General features: G+C 71.0%; 16 protein-coding genes. 11 read left to right on the top strand and 5 right to left on the bottom strand.

Annotation, left to right across the window (positions count from 1 at the left end):
• Positions 1-22: 22 nt before the first annotated feature.
• A complete protein-coding gene (locus ABGB16_RS06530; RefSeq protein WP_347667041.1) occupies positions 23-1,852 on the top strand; it encodes a glycoside hydrolase family 15 protein in 1,830 nt (609 codons plus the stop codon).
• Positions 1,853-1,918: 66 nt separating this feature from the next.
• Here the strand turns inward: ABGB16_RS06530 and ABGB16_RS06525 are convergent, their stop codons facing one another.
• Together ABGB16_RS06525 and folE are read right to left on the bottom strand one after the other, a co-directional pair.
• Positions 1,919-3,178: an FAD-dependent oxidoreductase gene (locus ABGB16_RS06525; protein WP_347667040.1), complete on the bottom strand. Its 1,260-nt coding sequence runs from the start codon at positions 3,176-3,178 to the stop codon at positions 1,919-1,921.
• A 24-nt stretch (positions 3,179-3,202) separates the two neighbouring features.
• Positions 3,203-3,799 (bottom strand): GTP cyclohydrolase I FolE, encoded by a 597-nt coding sequence (gene folE / locus ABGB16_RS06520; RefSeq protein ID WP_347667039.1) that lies wholly within the window; start codon positions 3,797-3,799, stop codon positions 3,203-3,205.
• Between the two features lie 170 nt (positions 3,800-3,969).
• On the opposite strand from folE, the gene ABGB16_RS06515 reads away from it, so the two are divergent.
• Positions 3,970-4,626 carry a hypothetical protein gene (locus ABGB16_RS06515; protein ID WP_347667038.1) on the top strand — a complete coding sequence of 219 codons (657 nt, stop codon included), beginning with the start codon at positions 3,970-3,972 and terminating at the stop codon, positions 4,624-4,626.
• A 174-nt stretch (positions 4,627-4,800) separates the two neighbouring features.
• On the opposite strand, the gene ABGB16_RS06510 is transcribed toward ABGB16_RS06515, so the two are convergent.
• Positions 4,801-6,159 (bottom strand): hypothetical protein, encoded by a 1,359-nt coding sequence (locus tag ABGB16_RS06510; RefSeq protein WP_347667037.1) that lies wholly within the window; start codon positions 6,157-6,159, stop codon positions 4,801-4,803.
• 491 nt (positions 6,160-6,650) lie between these two features.
• Between ABGB16_RS06510 and ABGB16_RS06505 the strand changes: the two genes are divergently transcribed.
• Genes ABGB16_RS06505 through ABGB16_RS06475 form a run of 7 tightly spaced genes read left to right on the top strand, consistent with a single transcriptional unit; the run spans position 6,651 to position 14,099 of the window.
• Complete coding sequence (locus ABGB16_RS06505; RefSeq protein WP_347667036.1) at positions 6,651-7,697, top strand: LacI family DNA-binding transcriptional regulator; 1,047 nt, start codon at positions 6,651-6,653, stop codon at positions 7,695-7,697.
• A 39-nt stretch (positions 7,698-7,736) separates the two neighbouring features.
• Entirely contained in the window at positions 7,737-9,332 is a 1,596-nt protein-coding gene (locus tag ABGB16_RS06500; protein WP_347667035.1) for an FAD-dependent oxidoreductase, read from the top strand.
• Between the two features lie 21 nt (positions 9,333-9,353).
• Positions 9,354-10,634 carry a sugar ABC transporter substrate-binding protein gene (locus tag ABGB16_RS06495; RefSeq protein ID WP_347667034.1) on the top strand — a complete coding sequence of 427 codons (1,281 nt, stop codon included), beginning with the start codon at positions 9,354-9,356 and terminating at the stop codon, positions 10,632-10,634.
• A gap of 10 nt (positions 10,635-10,644) precedes the next feature.
• Positions 10,645-11,592, top strand: a complete 948-nt coding sequence (locus ABGB16_RS06490; protein WP_347667033.1) for a sugar ABC transporter permease — start codon at positions 10,645-10,647, stop codon at positions 11,590-11,592.
• Positions 11,582-12,424, top strand: a complete 843-nt coding sequence (locus tag ABGB16_RS06485) for a carbohydrate ABC transporter permease (protein WP_347667032.1) — start codon at positions 11,582-11,584, stop codon at positions 12,422-12,424. Before ABGB16_RS06490 ends, ABGB16_RS06485 begins: the two co-directional genes overlap by 11 nt.
• Positions 12,421-13,317 (top strand): ROK family protein, encoded by an 897-nt coding sequence (locus ABGB16_RS06480; RefSeq protein ID WP_347667031.1) that lies wholly within the window; start codon positions 12,421-12,423, stop codon positions 13,315-13,317. The genes ABGB16_RS06485 and ABGB16_RS06480 overlap by 4 nt, the downstream gene beginning before the upstream one ends.
• A gap of 32 nt (positions 13,318-13,349) precedes the next feature.
• On the top strand, positions 13,350-14,099 hold the full coding sequence (locus ABGB16_RS06475) for an N-acetylmannosamine-6-phosphate 2-epimerase (protein WP_347667030.1): 750 nt from the start codon (positions 13,350-13,352) through the stop codon (positions 14,097-14,099).
• Positions 14,100-14,128: 29 nt separating this feature from the next.
• Here the strand turns inward: ABGB16_RS06475 and ABGB16_RS06470 are convergent, their stop codons facing one another.
• Both ABGB16_RS06470 and ABGB16_RS06465 read right to left on the bottom strand, forming a co-directional pair.
• Positions 14,129-14,581 carry a hypothetical protein gene (locus tag ABGB16_RS06470; RefSeq protein ID WP_347667029.1) on the bottom strand — a complete coding sequence of 151 codons (453 nt, stop codon included), beginning with the start codon at positions 14,579-14,581 and terminating at the stop codon, positions 14,129-14,131.
• A gap of 410 nt (positions 14,582-14,991) precedes the next feature.
• Positions 14,992-16,233 (bottom strand): transposase, encoded by a 1,242-nt coding sequence (locus ABGB16_RS06465; RefSeq protein WP_347667028.1) that lies wholly within the window; start codon positions 16,231-16,233, stop codon positions 14,992-14,994.
• Positions 16,234-16,252: 19 nt separating this feature from the next.
• On the opposite strand from ABGB16_RS06465, the gene tnpA reads away from it, so the two are divergent.
• Both tnpA and ABGB16_RS06455 read left to right on the top strand, forming a co-directional pair.
• Complete coding sequence (gene tnpA, locus ABGB16_RS06460) at positions 16,253-16,669, top strand: IS200/IS605 family transposase (protein WP_347667027.1); 417 nt, start codon at positions 16,253-16,255, stop codon at positions 16,667-16,669.
• A gap of 59 nt (positions 16,670-16,728) precedes the next feature.
• On the top strand, positions 16,729-16,957 hold a 229-nt coding region (locus tag ABGB16_RS06455), incomplete at its 3' end, for a transposase (RefSeq protein WP_347667152.1).

Below are 16,957 nucleotides of genomic sequence, written 5' to 3'. Positions count from 1 at the left end.
CGACGTGTCGGGACGCGATCCCATGACCGACGGACCGGACGTCACATGCCCCCGGTCCCCGGCGCCGATCAGCGACTACGGGCTGCTGGGCGACACCCGCACCGCCGCCCTCGTCGCCGGTGACGGCGGGATCGACTGGCTCTGCGTGCCCCGCTTCGACGGCGAGCCCCTGTTCGGCCGGCTGGTCGGGGGCCCGGACGCGGGAACGTTCCGGGTCGGCCCGGCCCGGCCGGCGCCGGTCGTCGAACGACGCTACCGGCAGCACACCGCCACACTGACGACGACCTGGGCGGTAGGCGCCGGCCGCCTCACCCTCACCGAGGCCATGGTGGCCGAGATCAGCGGCCGCCTGCTGCCCGCGACGCTGATCGTGCGGCGGCTGTCGGCCGAGGTGGCGGCGGTCGACGCCGTCGTCGAGTTCGACCCCCGCCTCGGCGCACGACACCGCCGCCCCCGGGTCCACCAGCGGGGCCAGGCCCTGGTGTGTGGGTGGGGGTCGCTCGCGGTCTCGCTGGGCAGCGCGCCCGAACTCGCCATCGAGCCGGGTCGCCCCACCAGGATCACGATCAGGCCAGGCCAGGCGGTCACCCTCGTGCTGGCCGTGGCCCATCGCGAACCGCTGATCCACGTCGAGCCGGCGGCAGCCTGGGAACTGCTCCTCGAGGACGAGCACCGGTGGCGGACCTGGACCGCCGGGATCGACGAGTCGCTGCCCTTCCGGGAGCACGTCGTGCGAAGCCTGCTGACCCTACGGCTGTTGACCTACTCGCCCTCGCAGGCCCCGGTGGCCGCACCCACGACGTCGCTGCCCGAGGATCCGGGCGGCATACGGAACTGGGACTACCGCTACGTCTGGCCCCGGGACGCCAGCATCGGCGTCAGTGCCTTCCTCAGCGTCGGCAAACCGGACGAGGCCCACGGCTTTCTCGCGTGGCTATTGCACGCCAGCCGGCTGGAGCGGCCACGCCTGCCGGCGCTGCTCACCCTCCACGGCCGCCACGTACCAGCGGAACGTGCCCTGCCCGGCTGGCCCGGCTACCTCGACAGCGCTCCGGTGCGGGTCGGCAACGGCGCCGCCGGCCAACACCAGCTCGACGGCTACGGCTGGGTGATCGACGCCGCCTGGGCGTTCGCGCAGGCGGGGCACCGCCTGTACCCGGAGACGTGGCGGGCGGTGCGCGGCTTCGCCGACGTGGTCGCCCGTTGCTGGCGGGAGCCCGACGCCGGAATCTGGGAGGTCCGGGCGCCCGCTCAGCACGTACATTCCAAGCTCATGGGCTGGCTCGCCCTGGACCGGGCCCTGCGCATCGCCGACACCCACCCCCTGTCGGATCGCCAACGCCGACGCTGGCGGGAGGCCCGAGATGCCATCGCCGCCGAGGTCCGGACGCGCGGCTTCGACCCGACAGCGGGCAGCTACGTCCGCTGCTACGGCTCCCGGGATCTCGACGCGGCCCTGCTCGTCCTGCCGCTGCTGGGCATGGACAGCGTCGGGTCGTCCCGGGTGCACGGCACCATCGACGCCGTACGGGACCGGCTCTCCGCCGGCGGCCCACTCCTCTACCGCTACCCGCCGGGGCGCGACGGCTTCCCCGGCACCGAAGGGGCGTTCCTGCCCTGCTCGTTCTGGCTCGTCCAGGCCCTCGCCCGCACCGGACGCCGCGGCGAGGCGGTCGAACTGTTCCAGACCATGCTCGACCACGCCAGCCCACTCGGCCTCTACGCCGAGGAACTGGACCCTGCGACCGGCGCCCACCTCGGCAACTACCCCCAGACGCTGACCCACGCCGCGCTCGTCCAGGCCGCACTCGCGATCCGGGACGCCCCCGTAGCCGATCCTGGATCCGCGTGACTGCCGGAAAAGGCGCCGCGCCCGCCGGGGCACGGCGCCGGGTTCCGATGCGTGTGGCGCGACGGATCAGGGGATGAGCGCGTGCAGGGGCACACTCGGGTCGGCGAGCCGGGCCAGGTCCACCTCCCGGCCGGCCCAGCCGGCGCGCACCAGGGCCTGGATGTCGTTCTGCACATCCCAGACGTTCACGTTCATCCCGGCGAGCACCCGGCCGGCCGACACCCAGAACGCGAGGAACTGCGGGGGTGCGCCGTCGCCGATGGTCGCGTCGCCGCGGAAGACCACGTGGTCGTAGCCGCCCGGTTCGACCCAGCCCGCGTACTCCATGCCCAGGTCGTACTGGTCGGTGAAGAAGTACGGGACCCGGTCGTAGGTCACGGGTTCGCCGAGCATGGCGCGGGCGGCGGCCTTGCCACCGTTGAGGGCGTTGGACCAGTGCTCGACCCGGATCCGCCTGCCGAGCAGCGGGTGGGCGAGCGCGGCGACGTCTCCCGCCGCGTAGATGTCCGGGTCGCTGGTGCGCAGCCCGGCATCGACGGCGATACCGTTGTCGACGGTCAGCCCCGCGGCCGACGCGAGTTCGGTGTTCGGGGTGATCCCGACGCCGACGACGGCGAGGTCGGCCGGCAGTTCGGTGCCGTCGGTGAGCACCACGGCGGCGAGGCGGCCCTCGCCGTCGGCCCGGAAGCCACGCACCCCGACGTCGAAGCGGAACGCGACGCCGTGCGCGCGGTGCAGGGTGGCGAACAGGGCGGCGACGTCGTCGCCGAGGATCCGGCGCAGCGGCGCCCGATCCACCTCCACCACGGTCACGTCCGCGCCGTGGTGACGGGCGGCAGCCGCGGCTTCCAGGCCGATCCATCCTGCGCCGACCACCACCACCCGCCGCGCCGTGGGCAGGTCGGCGAGCAGCGCGTCGGCGTCGGGCAGCGTGCGCAGGTACCGCACTCCGGGCAGGTCGGCGCCGGGCACGTCGAGGCGGCGTACCCGCGACCCGGTGGCCAGCAGCAGCTTGTCGTAGCGCACCGGGTCCCGGCCGGACAGCAGGACGGTGTGGGCGGCCCGGTCGAGCCCGGTGGCTCGTACCCCGAGCAGCAGCTCCACCCCGAAGGTGTCGTACCAGTCGGGCTCGTGCACGTACGCCTTGTCCCGCGGGTCGGCGCCGAGCAGGTAGCCCTTGGACAGCGGCGGTCGCTCGTACGGCCGCTCGGTGTCCTCGCCGATGAGCAGGATCCGGCCGGCGAACCCGGCGGTACGCAGCTCCTCGGCGGCTTTCGCGCCGGCCAGCGACGCCCCGACGATGACGTGGACGGGCGAGTCAACCACGGTGAACTCCTCAGCAGACAGCGGTCAGCCGGCGCGCAGGCCGGCCAGGGCAAAGAACTCCGCGCGTGAGCGCGGATCGTCGCGCAGCGTGCCCAGCAGGCTGGACGTGACGGTGGTGGCACCCACCGCCCGCACGCCGCGCAGGGTCATGCACAGGTGCTCGGCCTCGACGACCACTCCGACACCCTTCGGTTTCAGGTGTTCAGTGAGCCATTCCGCGATCTGCTTGGTCAACCGTTCCTGCACCTGGGCGCCGTGCGCGAACAGCTCCACCACCCGGGCGAGCTTCGACAGGCCCAGGATCCGCGCGCCGGGCAGGTAGCCGACGTGCGCGACGCCGACGAACGGCAGCAGGTGGTGCTCGCACACCGACCGGATCGGAATGGACCGCGCCACGACCAGCTCGTCGTAGTCCTCGTCGTTGTCGAACGTGGTCAGCGCGAACTCGCGTGGGGTCAGCAGCTCCGCGTACGCGCGGGCCATCCGCCCGGGCGTGGCGGCCAGCCCGTCGCGGTCCAGGTCAACTCCGAGAGCGGTCAGGAACGCCGCCGCCGCTCGCTCCGCGGCGGCCAGGTCACGCGCGGGCCGCTGCCGGGCCACCCGCATCGGGGTCACCGTCATGTCAGCTGCCACCCACGCCCAACGCCGCCAGCAGCACCGGCTGCTTCACCTGTTCGCACGGGCGCATGGCCCACCCCCAGCTTTTTCACCAGCAGATGCTGTCGATAATGCTCATCCTGCACTCCGCGCCGATGAATTTCAACAGCAGGAGCTGGTGATAACGTCGGGTTGTGACTGTGGACGACCCGTGGACCGGCGTGAGCGCCCTGGTCGACCCGTCCCGGCGAGCCCTCTACGACTACGTGCGCCGCGCCGGCCACCCGGTCAGCCGGGAAGAGGCCGGCGACGCCACCGGCATGTCCCGGGGCCTGGCCGCGTTCCACCTCGACAAGCTCGTCGGCGCCGGCCTGCTCCGGGCCAGGTACCAGTCACCACCCGGCCAACTCCGCGGCCGGGGCCGCTCGCCGAAGGTCTACGAACCCGCCGGCGAGGGGATCGCGGTGACCATCCCCGAACGCCGCTACCAGCTCATCGCGGAGATCCTCGCCGCCGCCGTCGACGACGATCCCGCCCACGCGGGCCGGGCGGCCGGCCAGCATGCCCACGAACGCGGACGAGCCCTCGGCACCGCACTCGCCGCCGACGGGACCGACCTCACCACGGCACTGACCCACCTCGGTTTCGAACCCCACCCCACCGCCGACCGGATCCTGCTGCACAACTGCCCGTTCCACGCCCTGGCCGCCCGCCACACCGCCCTCGTGTGCGGACTCAACCACGCCTTCCTCACCGGCCTGCTCCACGGGCTGGGCGCCACCGACCGGCGCGCCCTCCTCGCGCCCCGCCCCGGCCGCTGCTGCGTCGAACTCCCCTCCGGGCGTCCCTGAGGCAGCACCTCGCCGCGGCCGTCGCCGCCGGGGCCCGCCAGGGGCGGCCGCCGCGTCTTGATCGACTCAATGTCGGCGACACAGGGGCGTCCGAGCCCCCCGGATGCCGCCATGTCGGCGATATGACGGCATCCGGAGACGTCGGGCGGCAGCGGGTGCCGCCCGACCGCTGGTCTAGTTGTTGCCCTGGTCGTGCGGGACGGTGACGGTGACGGTGCAGCCGACCGGACGGCCGATCTCGTCGTGGCCGGCGTACGTGAGGTGGTAGACCCGGTCCCCACCATCGCCGGCCCGCTCCGCCCTCAGTTCGCCGCTGGTGTCCGGCGCGCCGGTGGCGAAGCCGCTGACATCCGCGGGGTCGCCGCCGGTCACGCCGGTCAGAGCGAACGCGTTCGGGCCGAGCACGCCGTCGCGCAGATCCACCGTCACGGCGACGTCGACCAGTTCGTGGTTCGGCGGCCACAGGACGGGTCGGTCCACCGCGCAGTCGAGCTGCCGTACGGGCACGGGGTCGGCCAGGGTCGCGGTGGCGTGCCCGATGGTCGCGGTGAGCCGTCCGCCGGCCTCGTAGTACATGTGCGCGGTCCGGCCGTCGAAGTAGAACGTCGGCGCGGCCGACCGGCCGAGGTCGGGTGCGCCGGCCATCGAGTCGTGCACGATGCCGAGGTGGATCTCCTGGTCGAAGTCCTCGCCGACGTCCACCGCGTGCATGTTGCCGTCGGCGGCGTGGTAGATCACCAGGTTGCGGTCGTTCCAGCGCAGGAAGAACGGCCCTGAGGCGTTCGGGCCTTCGCCGCCCTGCGGGGTGACGATCGGTTCGGGTTGCATGGCCCAGGTCCGGGCGTCGTTGGAGACCGCCCAGCGGATGCGCCGCGACACCGGGCCGGTCGGTCCGGGCAGCGCCGCGGTCGGGTTGTCCATGAAGAGCATCAGGTACCGGGTGCCCAGGCGCGGCACGGACTGCTCGAACACCCGGGCGTAGGAGGTCTCGCCGCCGGTCGTCTCGTTCCGGCTCACCGCGGTGCCGCCGTAGCTGAAGTGGATGCCGTCGTCGGAGGTGGCGTAGCGGGTGATGGAGTTCTCGCCGTGGAAGTAGAGGAACAGCTTGCGCTCGCCCTCGATCCACACGGCGTGCGGCGAGGAGACGTGGCTGACCGTGGAGTAGTGCGGCAGCCAGGTGTTGCTGATCAGCGGGTTGGCGTCGTACTCGGTCCACGGGCCGTCGATCGAGTCGGAGTAGGCCAGGGCGATCCCGCCGGGCCGCTCGTGGGGGGCGTAGTACAGGTAGTAGGTGCCGAGCGGGTCGGAGAAGTAGTCGGCGGCCCGGATGACACTCGGGAAGATGAACTCGTTGGTCGGGTTGTAGTCGAGAATGCTCTTGTCGAACGCGGTGCCCGCGTAGGTGAACCGGGGAAAGTCGAGGCCCGGCTCCGCGGCGGCCGGGGCGGCGCCGGCCATGGCGGCGACGAGCAGACCGGCGCCGGCGGTCGCCAGGACAGCGCGTCGGGATGATGAGGCGGGTGGTCTCGTCATGCGTCTTCCTTTTCGATCGGGTCGCTCGGACGCTGGGCCGCCTCGACGGACGGTTGCCGGACGCGCGGCCCGGCCAGACGGCGGCACGGGAGGGGTCGCCCTCCCGTCCGCGGTGCGCGGCAGGGCGGCAGGGCGGCACCGAGCACACGAGGTAACTTTCAGTAACGACAAAGGGGTCCTCGACCGGCCGGCAATCCGTCCGGTCGCAGCGCTAATGCGTATTAGCACCAATGTTTCTCGAATGTTGCGCGCGCGGGAGGGCTTCTGTCAAGAGACCCGGCCGCCTCTCCCACGACACCGGGCGCAGCTCCGGCGGTCAGCGACCCGGATCGGCCGAGCAAGCTCTGCCGGTTCGGGCTAATGCGCATTACTCCAGGGAGTTCATCTCGTCGAAATCTCCGTTCACCCTCTTGACACAGGTCGGTCGACGCGCCAGGCTCCTTCCCAACGCCGAGCGCTAATACGCATTAGCCGCACCGGAAGGACCCCTCGTGGCCGCTCCCCCCAAACGCGTCACCCAACGTGACATCGCGCGGTTGGCTGGTGTCAGTCAGGCGACCGTGTCCCTGGTGCTCAACAACCGGGCCGACGCCGACATCCGCATCGCCCCGGAGACCCGCGACCGGGTGCTGCGGGTCATCGCCGAGACCGGGTACGTCGCCGACCCCGTGGCCCGCCGACTCGCCTCGCGGTTCAACCGGATCATCGGCGTCTTCACCTACGAGCCCGCCTTCCCCAGCGGCAGCCGGGACTTCTTCCACCCGTTCCTGCTCGGCATCGAGGAGTACGCCGAGCGGGTCGGCTGCGACCTGCTGCTGTTCACCAGCGCACCGGTGGTGGACGGTCGGCGGCGCATCTTCCACCACGACAACCGGCTGCGCCTGGCCGACGGGTGCATCCTGCTCGGGCGCGAGATCGACAGCGCGGAACTCCAGCGGCTCAACCGCGACGGATACCCGTACGTCGCCGTCGGCCGCCGCGACGACGCCGGCGGGCCGGTGCCCTACGTCGGCGCCGACTACGCGACGGCGGTGACCCGGCTCGTCGAGATGGCGCTGCGGCGCGGTCACCGGCGCCTGGCCTACGTGGGCATGGGCATGACCGCCGAGTCCTCGGCGGACCGCCGCGACGGGTACCTGGCCGCCGCGGCGCCCGCGGAGAGCGCCCGCCAGTTGGCCATGGCCGCCGGGGACTCCGACACGAGCCTCGACGACCTACTGGCCGACGGGACCACCGTCGCCTTCGTGGAGGACTTCGCCACGGCGGTGGCGCTGGAGTCGGCCGCCCGCCGGCGCGGGCTGAGGGTGCCGGGGGACCTGTCGATCCTGACCCTCGGCGACCCGACGGTCCCGGTCCCGACCGACATGGCGTTCACCGGGTTCCGCATCCCCCGGGAGGAGATGGGCCGGCAGGCGGTCGAGGTGCTGACCGGGGTCATCGACGGCAGCGTGGGCGGCCTCCAGCAGCGACTTCTCCCCTGCGAACTCGTCGAGGGCGACACCCTCGGCACCCCTGATCCGGCGGTCGACCGCCGCTGAGCGGACGGCCGCGCAACTGGAAGGAAGCAAGTGGTACTTATGCGTGCGGATGTCCTCGTCGTCGGGGGCGGACTGGGCGGCGTCGCCGCGGCACTGGCCGCGGCCCGGGCCGGCCGGTCCGTCATCCTGACCGAGGAGTTCGACTGGCTCGGCGGGCAGCTCACCAGCCAGGCCGTCCCGCCGGACGAGCACTCCTGGATCGAGCAGTTCGGCGCCACCGCCAGCTACCGGGCCCTGCGCAACGGCATCCGTGACTACTACCGTCGCCACTACCCGCTGACCGAACGCTCCCGGGCCTGGACCGACCTCAACCCGGGCGCGGGCTGGGTGAGCCGGCTCTGCCACGAGCCCCGGGTGGCGGTGGCCGTCCTCGAGGGGATGCTCGCCCCGTACCGGGGATCGGGGCGGCTGCGGGTGCTGCAGCCGTACCGGCCGGTCGCCGCCGAGACCGACGGGGACCGGGTCACCGGTGTCACCCTGGCGCACCGGGACCGGGACGAGCGGATCGAGGTGGTCGCGCCGTACGTCCTGGACGCCACCGAGACCGGTGAGCTGCTGCCGCTGACCGGCACCGAGTACGTCACCGGGTTCGAGTCGCAGGGCGAGACCGGTGAGCCGAGCGCACCGGCCGAGGCGCAGCCGCTGAACATGCAGGCCGTGTCGGTCTGCTTCGCGGTCGACCACGTCGACGGCGACCACACCATCGACCGCCCCGCCGGGTACGACTTCTGGCGCGACTACAAGCCGGACTTCTGGGGTGACCGGCTGCTGTCCTGGCGGTCGCCGCACCCACGCACGCTGGAGATCGTCGACCGCAGCTTCACCCCGAACCCCGACGACGACCCGTTGAGCGTGAACGCCGACCAGCGCCTCAACCCCGGTGACGGCAACCTGTGGACGTTCCGGCGGATCGCCGCGCGGCGCAACTTCACCGACGGGGCGTACGGCAGCGACATCACGCTGGTCAACTGGCCGATGATCGACTACTTCGAGGGTCCGGTGATCGACGTGCCGAACGCGTCGTGGCACCTGGCCAAGGCCCGCGAGCTGTCGTACTCGGTGCTCTACTGGATGCAGACGGAGGCGCCCCGGCCGGACGGCGGCACCGGCTTCCCCGGCCTGCGACTGCGCGGCGACGTGACCGGCAGCCGGGACGGCCTGGCGCAGGCGCCCTACATCCGGGAGTCCCGCCGCATCCGGGCCGAGTACACGGTGGTGGAGCAGGACCTCTCCCTCGCGGTGCGGGGCGAGCACGGCGCGGTGCACTACCCCGACTCGGTCGGCGTGGGGATGTACCGCATCGACCTGCACCCGTCCACCGGCGGCGACAACTACATCGACGTCGGCTCCTGCCCGTTCGAGATCCCGCTCGGTGCGCTGATCCCGCAGCGGATGGAGAACCTGCTGCCGGCCGGCAAGAACATCGGCACCACGCACATCACCAACGGCAGCTACCGGCTGCACCCCGTCGAGTGGAACGTCGGCGAGGTCGCCGGCCTGCTCGCCGACTTCTGTCTGGCGCGGGGCGAGTCCCCGCGCGCGGTCCGCGGCACCCCCCGCCTGCTGGCCGACTTCATTGACCGCGTCTCGGCCGCCGGTGTGGAATGCCACTGGCCGCAGATCGCGGGCTACTGAAACCCCCGTGAGGAGAAGATAGTGAAATCAGGAAAGGGTCTGGGTGTTGTCGCCGCGGCGCTGGCCGGCGTCCTCGCGCTGTCCGCCTGCGGCGGCGGCGAGGCGAAGGACAAGGGCCCGGCCAGTCTGCGGATGACCATCTGGTCGGCCAACGAGGCGCACCTGAAGCTGTTCAACGAGATCGCCGACGAGTACCGCAAGAGCCACCCGGACGTCGCCGAGATCAAGTTCGACCCCATCCCGTTCGAGAACTACACCACCACCCTGACCACCCAGATCGCCGGTGGGAACGCACCCGACCTGGCGTGGGTGATGGAGAACTCGGCACCGGACTTCGTCGCCTCGGGCGCGCTGCTGCCCCTCGACGACACGCTCAAGAAGGCCGACGGTTACCAGTACGACAACCTCTCCCCCGCCACCCTCAAGCTCTGGCAGAACGACGGCAAGCTGTACGCGTACCCGTTCTCCACCTCGCCGTTCGGCGTGTTCGTCAACACCGACCTGCTCAAGAAGTCCGGGCAGAAGACCCCGGCCGAGCTGATCGCGGCCGGGCAGTGGAACTGGGAGAACGCGCTGGCGACCGCCGGCGCCACGCAGCAGGCCACCGGCAAGGCCGGCCTGGTGATCCGGGACTTCGACTACCGGGTCTGGGACAACCTGTCGAGCTTCTGGACGGGCTGGGGCGCCCAGGCCTGGAGCGCGGACGGCAAGAGCTGCGGCTTCGCCAGCCCGGAGATGGTCGAGGCGATGACCACGCTGCACAAGGCCATCTTCACCACGAAGGCGCTGCCCGGCCCGGGCACGACCGCCGACTTCTTCGCCGGTGACGCCGCCATGACGATCACCCAGATCTCCCGCGCCTCGCTGCTGAAGGACGACGGCTTCGCCTGGGACCTGGTCCCCCTGCCGGCGGGCCCGAAGGGACCGTACGCGGTGGTCGGTCAGGCCGGCCTCGGGGTGATGAAGAAGAGCCCGCACGCCGACGCCGCCGCCGACTTCCTCGCGTTCTTCACGAACCCCACCAACTCGGCCAAGCTCGCCCAGTTCTTCCCGCCGCCGCGCCAGTCGCTGCTGACCGCGGAGAACCTCGCCAAGACGAACCCGAAGCTCAAGCCGGAACAGCTGCAGAAGGTCGTCATCGAGGGCATCACCAACGGTGTCGTCAAGCCCAGCCACGTGGGACAGGCCGAGCTGAGCCAGCAGGTTCGCGCTGGGCTCGACCCGCTGTGGAAGCCGGACGCGGACGTCAAGGCCGTCCTGGACGGGGTCTGCGCCAAGATCCAACCGCTGCTGGCGAAGTAGGCAACCGATCATGACCCGTACGGACACCAGGGTGGGCCCGGTCGAGGCCCGGCCCGCCCTGGGCCCGGCGCCGCGGTTCTGGACCAGCCGCCGCCGCGACCAGCTCACCGGTTACCTCTTCATCGCCCCGCAACTGCTCGGCAGCGTCGTGTTCGTGATCCTGCCGCTGATCCTCGTGGTCTGGTACAGCCTGCACGAGTGGAACGTGCTGGCCGGGACCTTCGACTTCGTCGGCACGGACAACTACCGGGCGATCGCCGAGGATCCCAACCTCGGCGCGGTGCTGCGGGCAACGGGGCTGTTCTCCGTCGGCCTGGTGGTGCTCAACCTCGGGCTGGCGTTGCTGCTGGCCGTCCTGCTCAACCAGAGACTGCGGGGCACCATCCTGTTCCGCACCTTCTTCTTCTCCCCCGTGGTGGTCTCGTTGGTGGCCTGGACCATCGTGTGGGGCTTCCTGTTGCAGGACAACGGCGGCGTGAACGGCCTGCTCGACACGATGGGCGTGGACGGGCCGAACTGGCTGCGCGGCGAGGGCACGGCGATGCTGTCGGTGATCGTCGTGCAGGCGTTCAAGAACGTCGGCCTGAACATGGTGCTGTTCCTGGCCGCCCTGCAGGGCGTGCCGGCGAATCTGTACGAGGCCGCGGAGATGGACGGGGCGAGCCGGATGCGCCAGTTCGGGCTGATCACCGTACCAATGATCAGCCCGACCATCCTGCTCACGTCGATCATCACCGTGGTCGGGTCGTTGCAGGTCTTCGCGCAGATCGCGGTGCTGACCCAGGGCGGGCCCGGCAACTCGACGACCGTGCTCGTCTACTACCTCTACCAGCAGGCGTTCCAGTTCCACCACTTCGGCTACGGCGCCACGCTGTCGATCGTGCTGTTCGTCATCGTGCTCGCGCTCACCGTGCTGCAGTGGCAGATGCGCAAGAGATGGGTCTTCCATGAATCGTGACCTGTCGCGACGGACCAAGCTGGCGCTCTACGGGGTGCTGCTGGTCCTGGCGATCCCGTTCGTGTTCCCGACCTGGTGGATGGTCACCTCGTCGCTGAAGCCCGTGGCGGACGTCTTCGCCTTCCCACCGCAGCTGTTGCCGGTCGACCCGCGACTCGACGCCTACCGGCGGGTGTTCGAGTTGCAGCCCTTCGGTCAGCAGTACGTCAACAGCCTCTACATCGCGCTGGTGGTCACCGTCGGCACCCTGGCCGTGTCGGCGCTGGCCGGGTACGCCTTCGCGCGGATCCGGTTCCGCGGCCAGAACCTGCTGTTCCTCGTCGTCCTCGCGGGCCTGCTCATCCCCAGCGAGGTGACGATCGTGCCGCTGTTCCAGATGTTCTTCAAGCTCGGGCTGATCGACACCCACTGGCCGCTGATCCTGGTGCCGATCTTCGGGGCGCCGAGCGTGCTGGCGACGTTCATCATGCGGCAGTTCTTCATCAGCCTCCCCAACGAACTGGAGGAGGCGGCCCGGGTCGACGGGCTGGGCCGCTTCGCCACCTTCTGGCGGATCGCCCTGCCGCTGTCGCGGCCCGCGCTGGGCGCGGTGGCCATCTTCACCTTCCTGCACAGCTGGAACCTGTACCTGGAGCCGATCGTGTTCCTCTCCTCGCCGGAGAAGTTCACCCTGCCCCAGGCGCTCACCCAGTTCATCGACGTGTACGGCGGCCCGATGTGGGACGTCCAGCTCGCGGCGGCGTCGATGACCGCGCTGCCGGTGCTGGTGGTGTTCGTCATCGCCCAGAAGCAGTTCGTCGAGGGCCTGGCGCACACCGGCCTCAAGGGATGACGGCATCGGTCGGCGTCGACGTCGGCGGCACCAAGACGGCGGCGGCGCTGGTCGACCCGGGCGGGAAGGTGTGGCATCGCCGGGAGGTGCCCACCCCCGCCCGGTCCGGGCCCGAGGCCGTGTTGGACGCCGCCGCGCGGCTGGCCGCCGACCTGCTCGGCGGGGCCGGCACCGGGCCGGTCGGGGTGGGCACCGCCGGCACGGTCGACCCGGCGACCGGCAGCATCCGGTACGCCACCGACAGCCTGCCCGGCTGGGCCGGCACCCCGGTCGCCGACGCGCTCGCCACCCGGCTGGGTCGACCCGTGCGCGTCACCAACGACGTGACCGCCGCGGCGCTGGGCGAATGCTGGGCCGGAGCCGGCCGGGACCGCCGTCACGTGCTGCTCGTCGCCGTCGGCACCGGGCTGGGCGGGGCGGTCGTCCGCAACGGCCGGGTCGCGGCCGGTGCCCGTGGCGCCGCCGGTGAGGTCGGGCACCTGCCGGCTCCGGGCGCCGAACTGCTGCGCTGCGGGTGCGGCCGGTACGGGCACCTGGAGGCGATCGCCTCGGGGACCGGGCTGGCCGCCGCGTACGCCGTCGAGACCGGTACCCACGTCACGGGCCGGGCCGTGGCGGAGCGCGCGGCAGCCGGTGACGCCGTGGCCCGGCAGGTGCTGGACCGGGCCGGCGGCGTCCTCGGCGCGGCCCTGGCCGGGTTGGTGGCCCTGCTCGACCCGGACGCCGTCCTGGTGGCCGGCGGCGCGGCCAGCGCCCTGCTGCCCGCCGCATCCGTCGCCTACTCGGCCGAACTGCCCGCGGGCTGGGCCGACGTGCCGCTGCTGCCCGCCACGCTGGGCGCCGACGCGGTCGTCGTCGGCGCGGCCCGGCTCGCCATGGACGCACCGACATGAGCCGTTCCGGTGTCGATGGAAGGACCAGAGGCGTGAGTGTGCTCGACGACCTGGCCGGTGGGCTGGTGGTGTCCTGCCAGCCGCTGCCCGACGAGCCGGACGACCCGATGCGGGACCCGTACGTCCAGGCCCGGGTGGCCGCCTCGGTCGTACGCGGCGGCGCGGCGGCGGTCCGGGTCAACGGGCCGGCCGACGTCCGGGCGGTCCGCGCCGCGGTGGACGTGCCGGTGATCGGGTTGTACAAGCACGGCACGGCGGACGTCTTCATCACTCCGACGGCGGCGCATGCGCTGGAGGTGGCGCGGGCCGGCGCGGAGATCGTCGCGGTCGACGCCACCGACCGTCCCCGGCCGGACGGGCGCACCTTCGCGGACACGGTCCGGGCGATCCGTGAACGGACCGACGCGCTCGTGTTGGCCGACGTGTCCACCGCGGCCGAGGGCGTCGCCGCCGTCGAGGCGGGCGCGGACGCCGTCGCCACCACGCTGTCCGGCTACACCCCGGCCAGCCCGCCGACCGACGGGCCCGACCTCGATCTCGTGGCGCGACTCGTCGCGCTGCTCCCGGTACCGGTGATCGCCGAGGGGCGGTACCGCACCACCGAGCAGATCGGCCGGGCCTTCGAGGCCGGTGCGCACGCGGTGGTGGTGGGCAATGCCGTCACCTCGCCGCTGTGGATCACCCGCCGGCTCGTACCGGCCACCCGCCGCGCGGCGGGGTCCCTGGGGAAGGGGGAGGGCGGACCGCGGCGATCGCCGTACGCGACACCGAAGACCGGGTGATCGCACCGGAGCCCTCCCGGCCGCCCTGGTTACTCCCACTGGCCCCCGGTGAAGGAGAACACCTGGCCGTTGATCTGGGCGTAGTGCTCCGAGTACAGGAAGTAGGTGTAGCCCGAGCCTGCGGAGAGGCACTTCGACGAGGCGACGACCGAGCTCGTGTAGGCGCCGTCCCGGTAGTTGTACCCGCAGGTCGAGACGTACCCGAACCGATCGCGTACCCGGATGTACCCGATCGCCCGCAGGTACTGGGCGGTCCCGTCGCACACGGTTCCGGCGGAGCCGACGATGCCGCCCCAACCGTCACCGTAGATCGAGTGGGTACCCCAGCAGGAGTTCGCCTGCGTCGAGATCGGTCCGAACGTCGTGGGCCCGGATCGCACCTGCGCCGCCTTCGCCGGCACCGCGAACCCGGTGATCGACAGTGCCAGAGTTGCGAGAACCGCGAGTACGCGGGACCTGCGCGCGTTGCTGGACCTTCCCATGACACCCTCTTTCCATCGACTCGTCTCAATATAAATGATCCAGCCTGAATTGAAGAAGGAGAATTTGTATCGGTTCCTCGATCCTGGTCGCGGCGCAGATCGCTCTCGCGGGTGCAACGGCCACGTCGGGGGGTCCGGTGCCGGCTTCGGGGATCAGTGCCGGCCGGTGCAGCCCTGCGTGCCCCAACCGGATGCCAGGTAGATCTGGCAGGCCCGGACCCAGTAGGTGTACTGGATCATGAGGCTGTACGAGCCCTCCGGCGAGGGCGTGCCGGTGTGGTAGATGACCAGCGGCGTGGTGCTGGTGCTGGTGGCGTGCCCCTCGATGGAGGCGGCGTAACGGCTGCTGGCCGTGCCCTTCGCCTGCGCCCAGGCGGCGTGGCAGGCGTCGGATTGACATCCTCTCCGCCCTAAAGGACGGAGATTCCCTCCACGCTGCGCGTGGAACGCGCGGCGTGCGGGTGGGTTACCGCTTCACCGCGCGGTGCCGGGACGAGTCCCGGTCTTACCTGCGCTCCACGGTCGTTTCCGTTGTCCGCCTGTCCGGCGGCCAACACATTCTTGGCGGCGTTGTGATCGCGATCGTGGGCTGCTGCGCAGGGGCAGTCCCACGATCGGACGTTGAGCGCCATTTTCTCGTTGATGCGCCCGCAGTGGGAGCACATCCGGGTGGACGGGAAGAACCGGTCCACCCGGCCGAAGGTGCGCCCGTACCGGGCGGCCTTGTACTCCAACATGGCGGTGAAGCTGGCCCACCCGGCGTCGTGAACGCTTTTGGCGAGCCGGGTCCGGCCGAGTCCGGCAACGGCAAGGTCCTCGACGTACACCGCTTGGTTCTCGCGGATGATCGTCGTGGACAGCTTGTGCTGCCAGTCGCGTCGGGTGTCGGCCACCCGGGCGTGCGCCCTGGCGACCTTGACGACAGCTTTCTTGCGGCGGTTGCTGCCCCTGGTCTTGCGGGAGAGGGCCTGCTGCAACCGCTTGAGCTTGCGGGCCGCGCGGCGCAGGAACTTCGGCGCGGTGACCTTCGTGCCGTCCGACATGACCGCGAAGTGCGTCAAGCCCAGATCGATACCGACCTTCGAGTCCGCCTCGGGCAGCCTTTCGTCCTGCGTGGTCTGCACCACGAACGAGGCGAAGTACCGCCCGGCCGCGTCCCGGATGATCGCCACGGATGACGGGTCCGAGGGCAGCTCGCGCGACCACCGCACGTCCAGGTCGCCGATCTTCGGCAGCCGCAGACGGCCGTTGTCGCAGACCTTGAACCGGGAATTCTTGGTGAACCGGATGGCCTGCCGGTTGTCCTTGCGCGACCGGAACCGGGGCGGGGCGACCTTGCGGCCCTTGCGCTTGCCGGTGACCGAGGCGAAAAAGTTGCGGTACGCGGTGTTCAGATCCGCGAGGGCCTGCTGCAACACCACGGCGGACACCTCGCCCAGCCACGCCCGTTGCGGCGTCAGCTTGGCCTGCGTGATGACCCGCTTGGACAGTTCGGCATCCGAGACGTACTTCTCGCCCTGCTCGCGGGCCTGCTGACGCACACGCAGCCCGTCGTTGAACACCACCCGCGCGCACCCGAACGCCTTCGCCAGCTCGACCTGCTGGCTGGGCGTCGGGTAGACGCGGAACTGGTAACGGAGCTGCACGATCATCACTGTATCATGTTGGTTTATGGCTGAGATTCAACACATCCGCACTGGCAGACACTGCGTTTTCGCGATGCACGTTCACTTGGTTTTCGTGACGAAATTCCGGCACAAGGTGTTCGCCGACCGGCACCTGACCCGGATGGAAGCGATCATGCGAGACGTGTGCACCGACTTCGAGGCGGAGCTGGTCGAGTTCAACGGCGAGAACAACCACGTGCACCTGCTGGTCAACTTCCCACCCAAGGTGGCCGTGGCCCGGCTGGTCAACAGCCTCAAGGGCGTATCCTCGCGCCGCCTGCGGCAGGAGTTCCCCGACCTGCTACGCCACTACTACCGGGCCAACAAGCTCTGGTCGGGCTCATACTTCGCCGGGTCCGTCGGCGGGGCACCGCTGAACGTCATCAAGCAGTACATCGAGCAGCAGAACCGTCCCGGTTAAGGCACTGCTCGGGCCTAGGGCGTGTCTCGTGGATCTTCGGGGCGGGTTTTGGTAGATAGATTGGCGTGTCTCGACGGCATGAGCTGACCGATGACGAGTGGGCGCTTCTGGCGCCGTTGCTGCCAGCGGATCCGCCGCGTGGGGGCCGGTGGCGTGACCATCGGACGACGGTCTCGGGGATCTTGTATCGGGAACGTACTGGGATTCCGTGGCGTGACCTGCCGGAGCGGTTCGGCCCGTGGAAGACGGTCTACCAGCGGAAACGCAGGTGGGCGATGGACGGCACCT

This window comes from Micromonospora sp. B11E3, assembly GCF_039871625.1.
Taxonomy (GTDB): domain Bacteria; phylum Actinomycetota; class Actinomycetes; order Mycobacteriales; family Micromonosporaceae; genus Micromonospora.
This window is presented reverse-complemented; position numbering and strand designations above follow the sequence as displayed.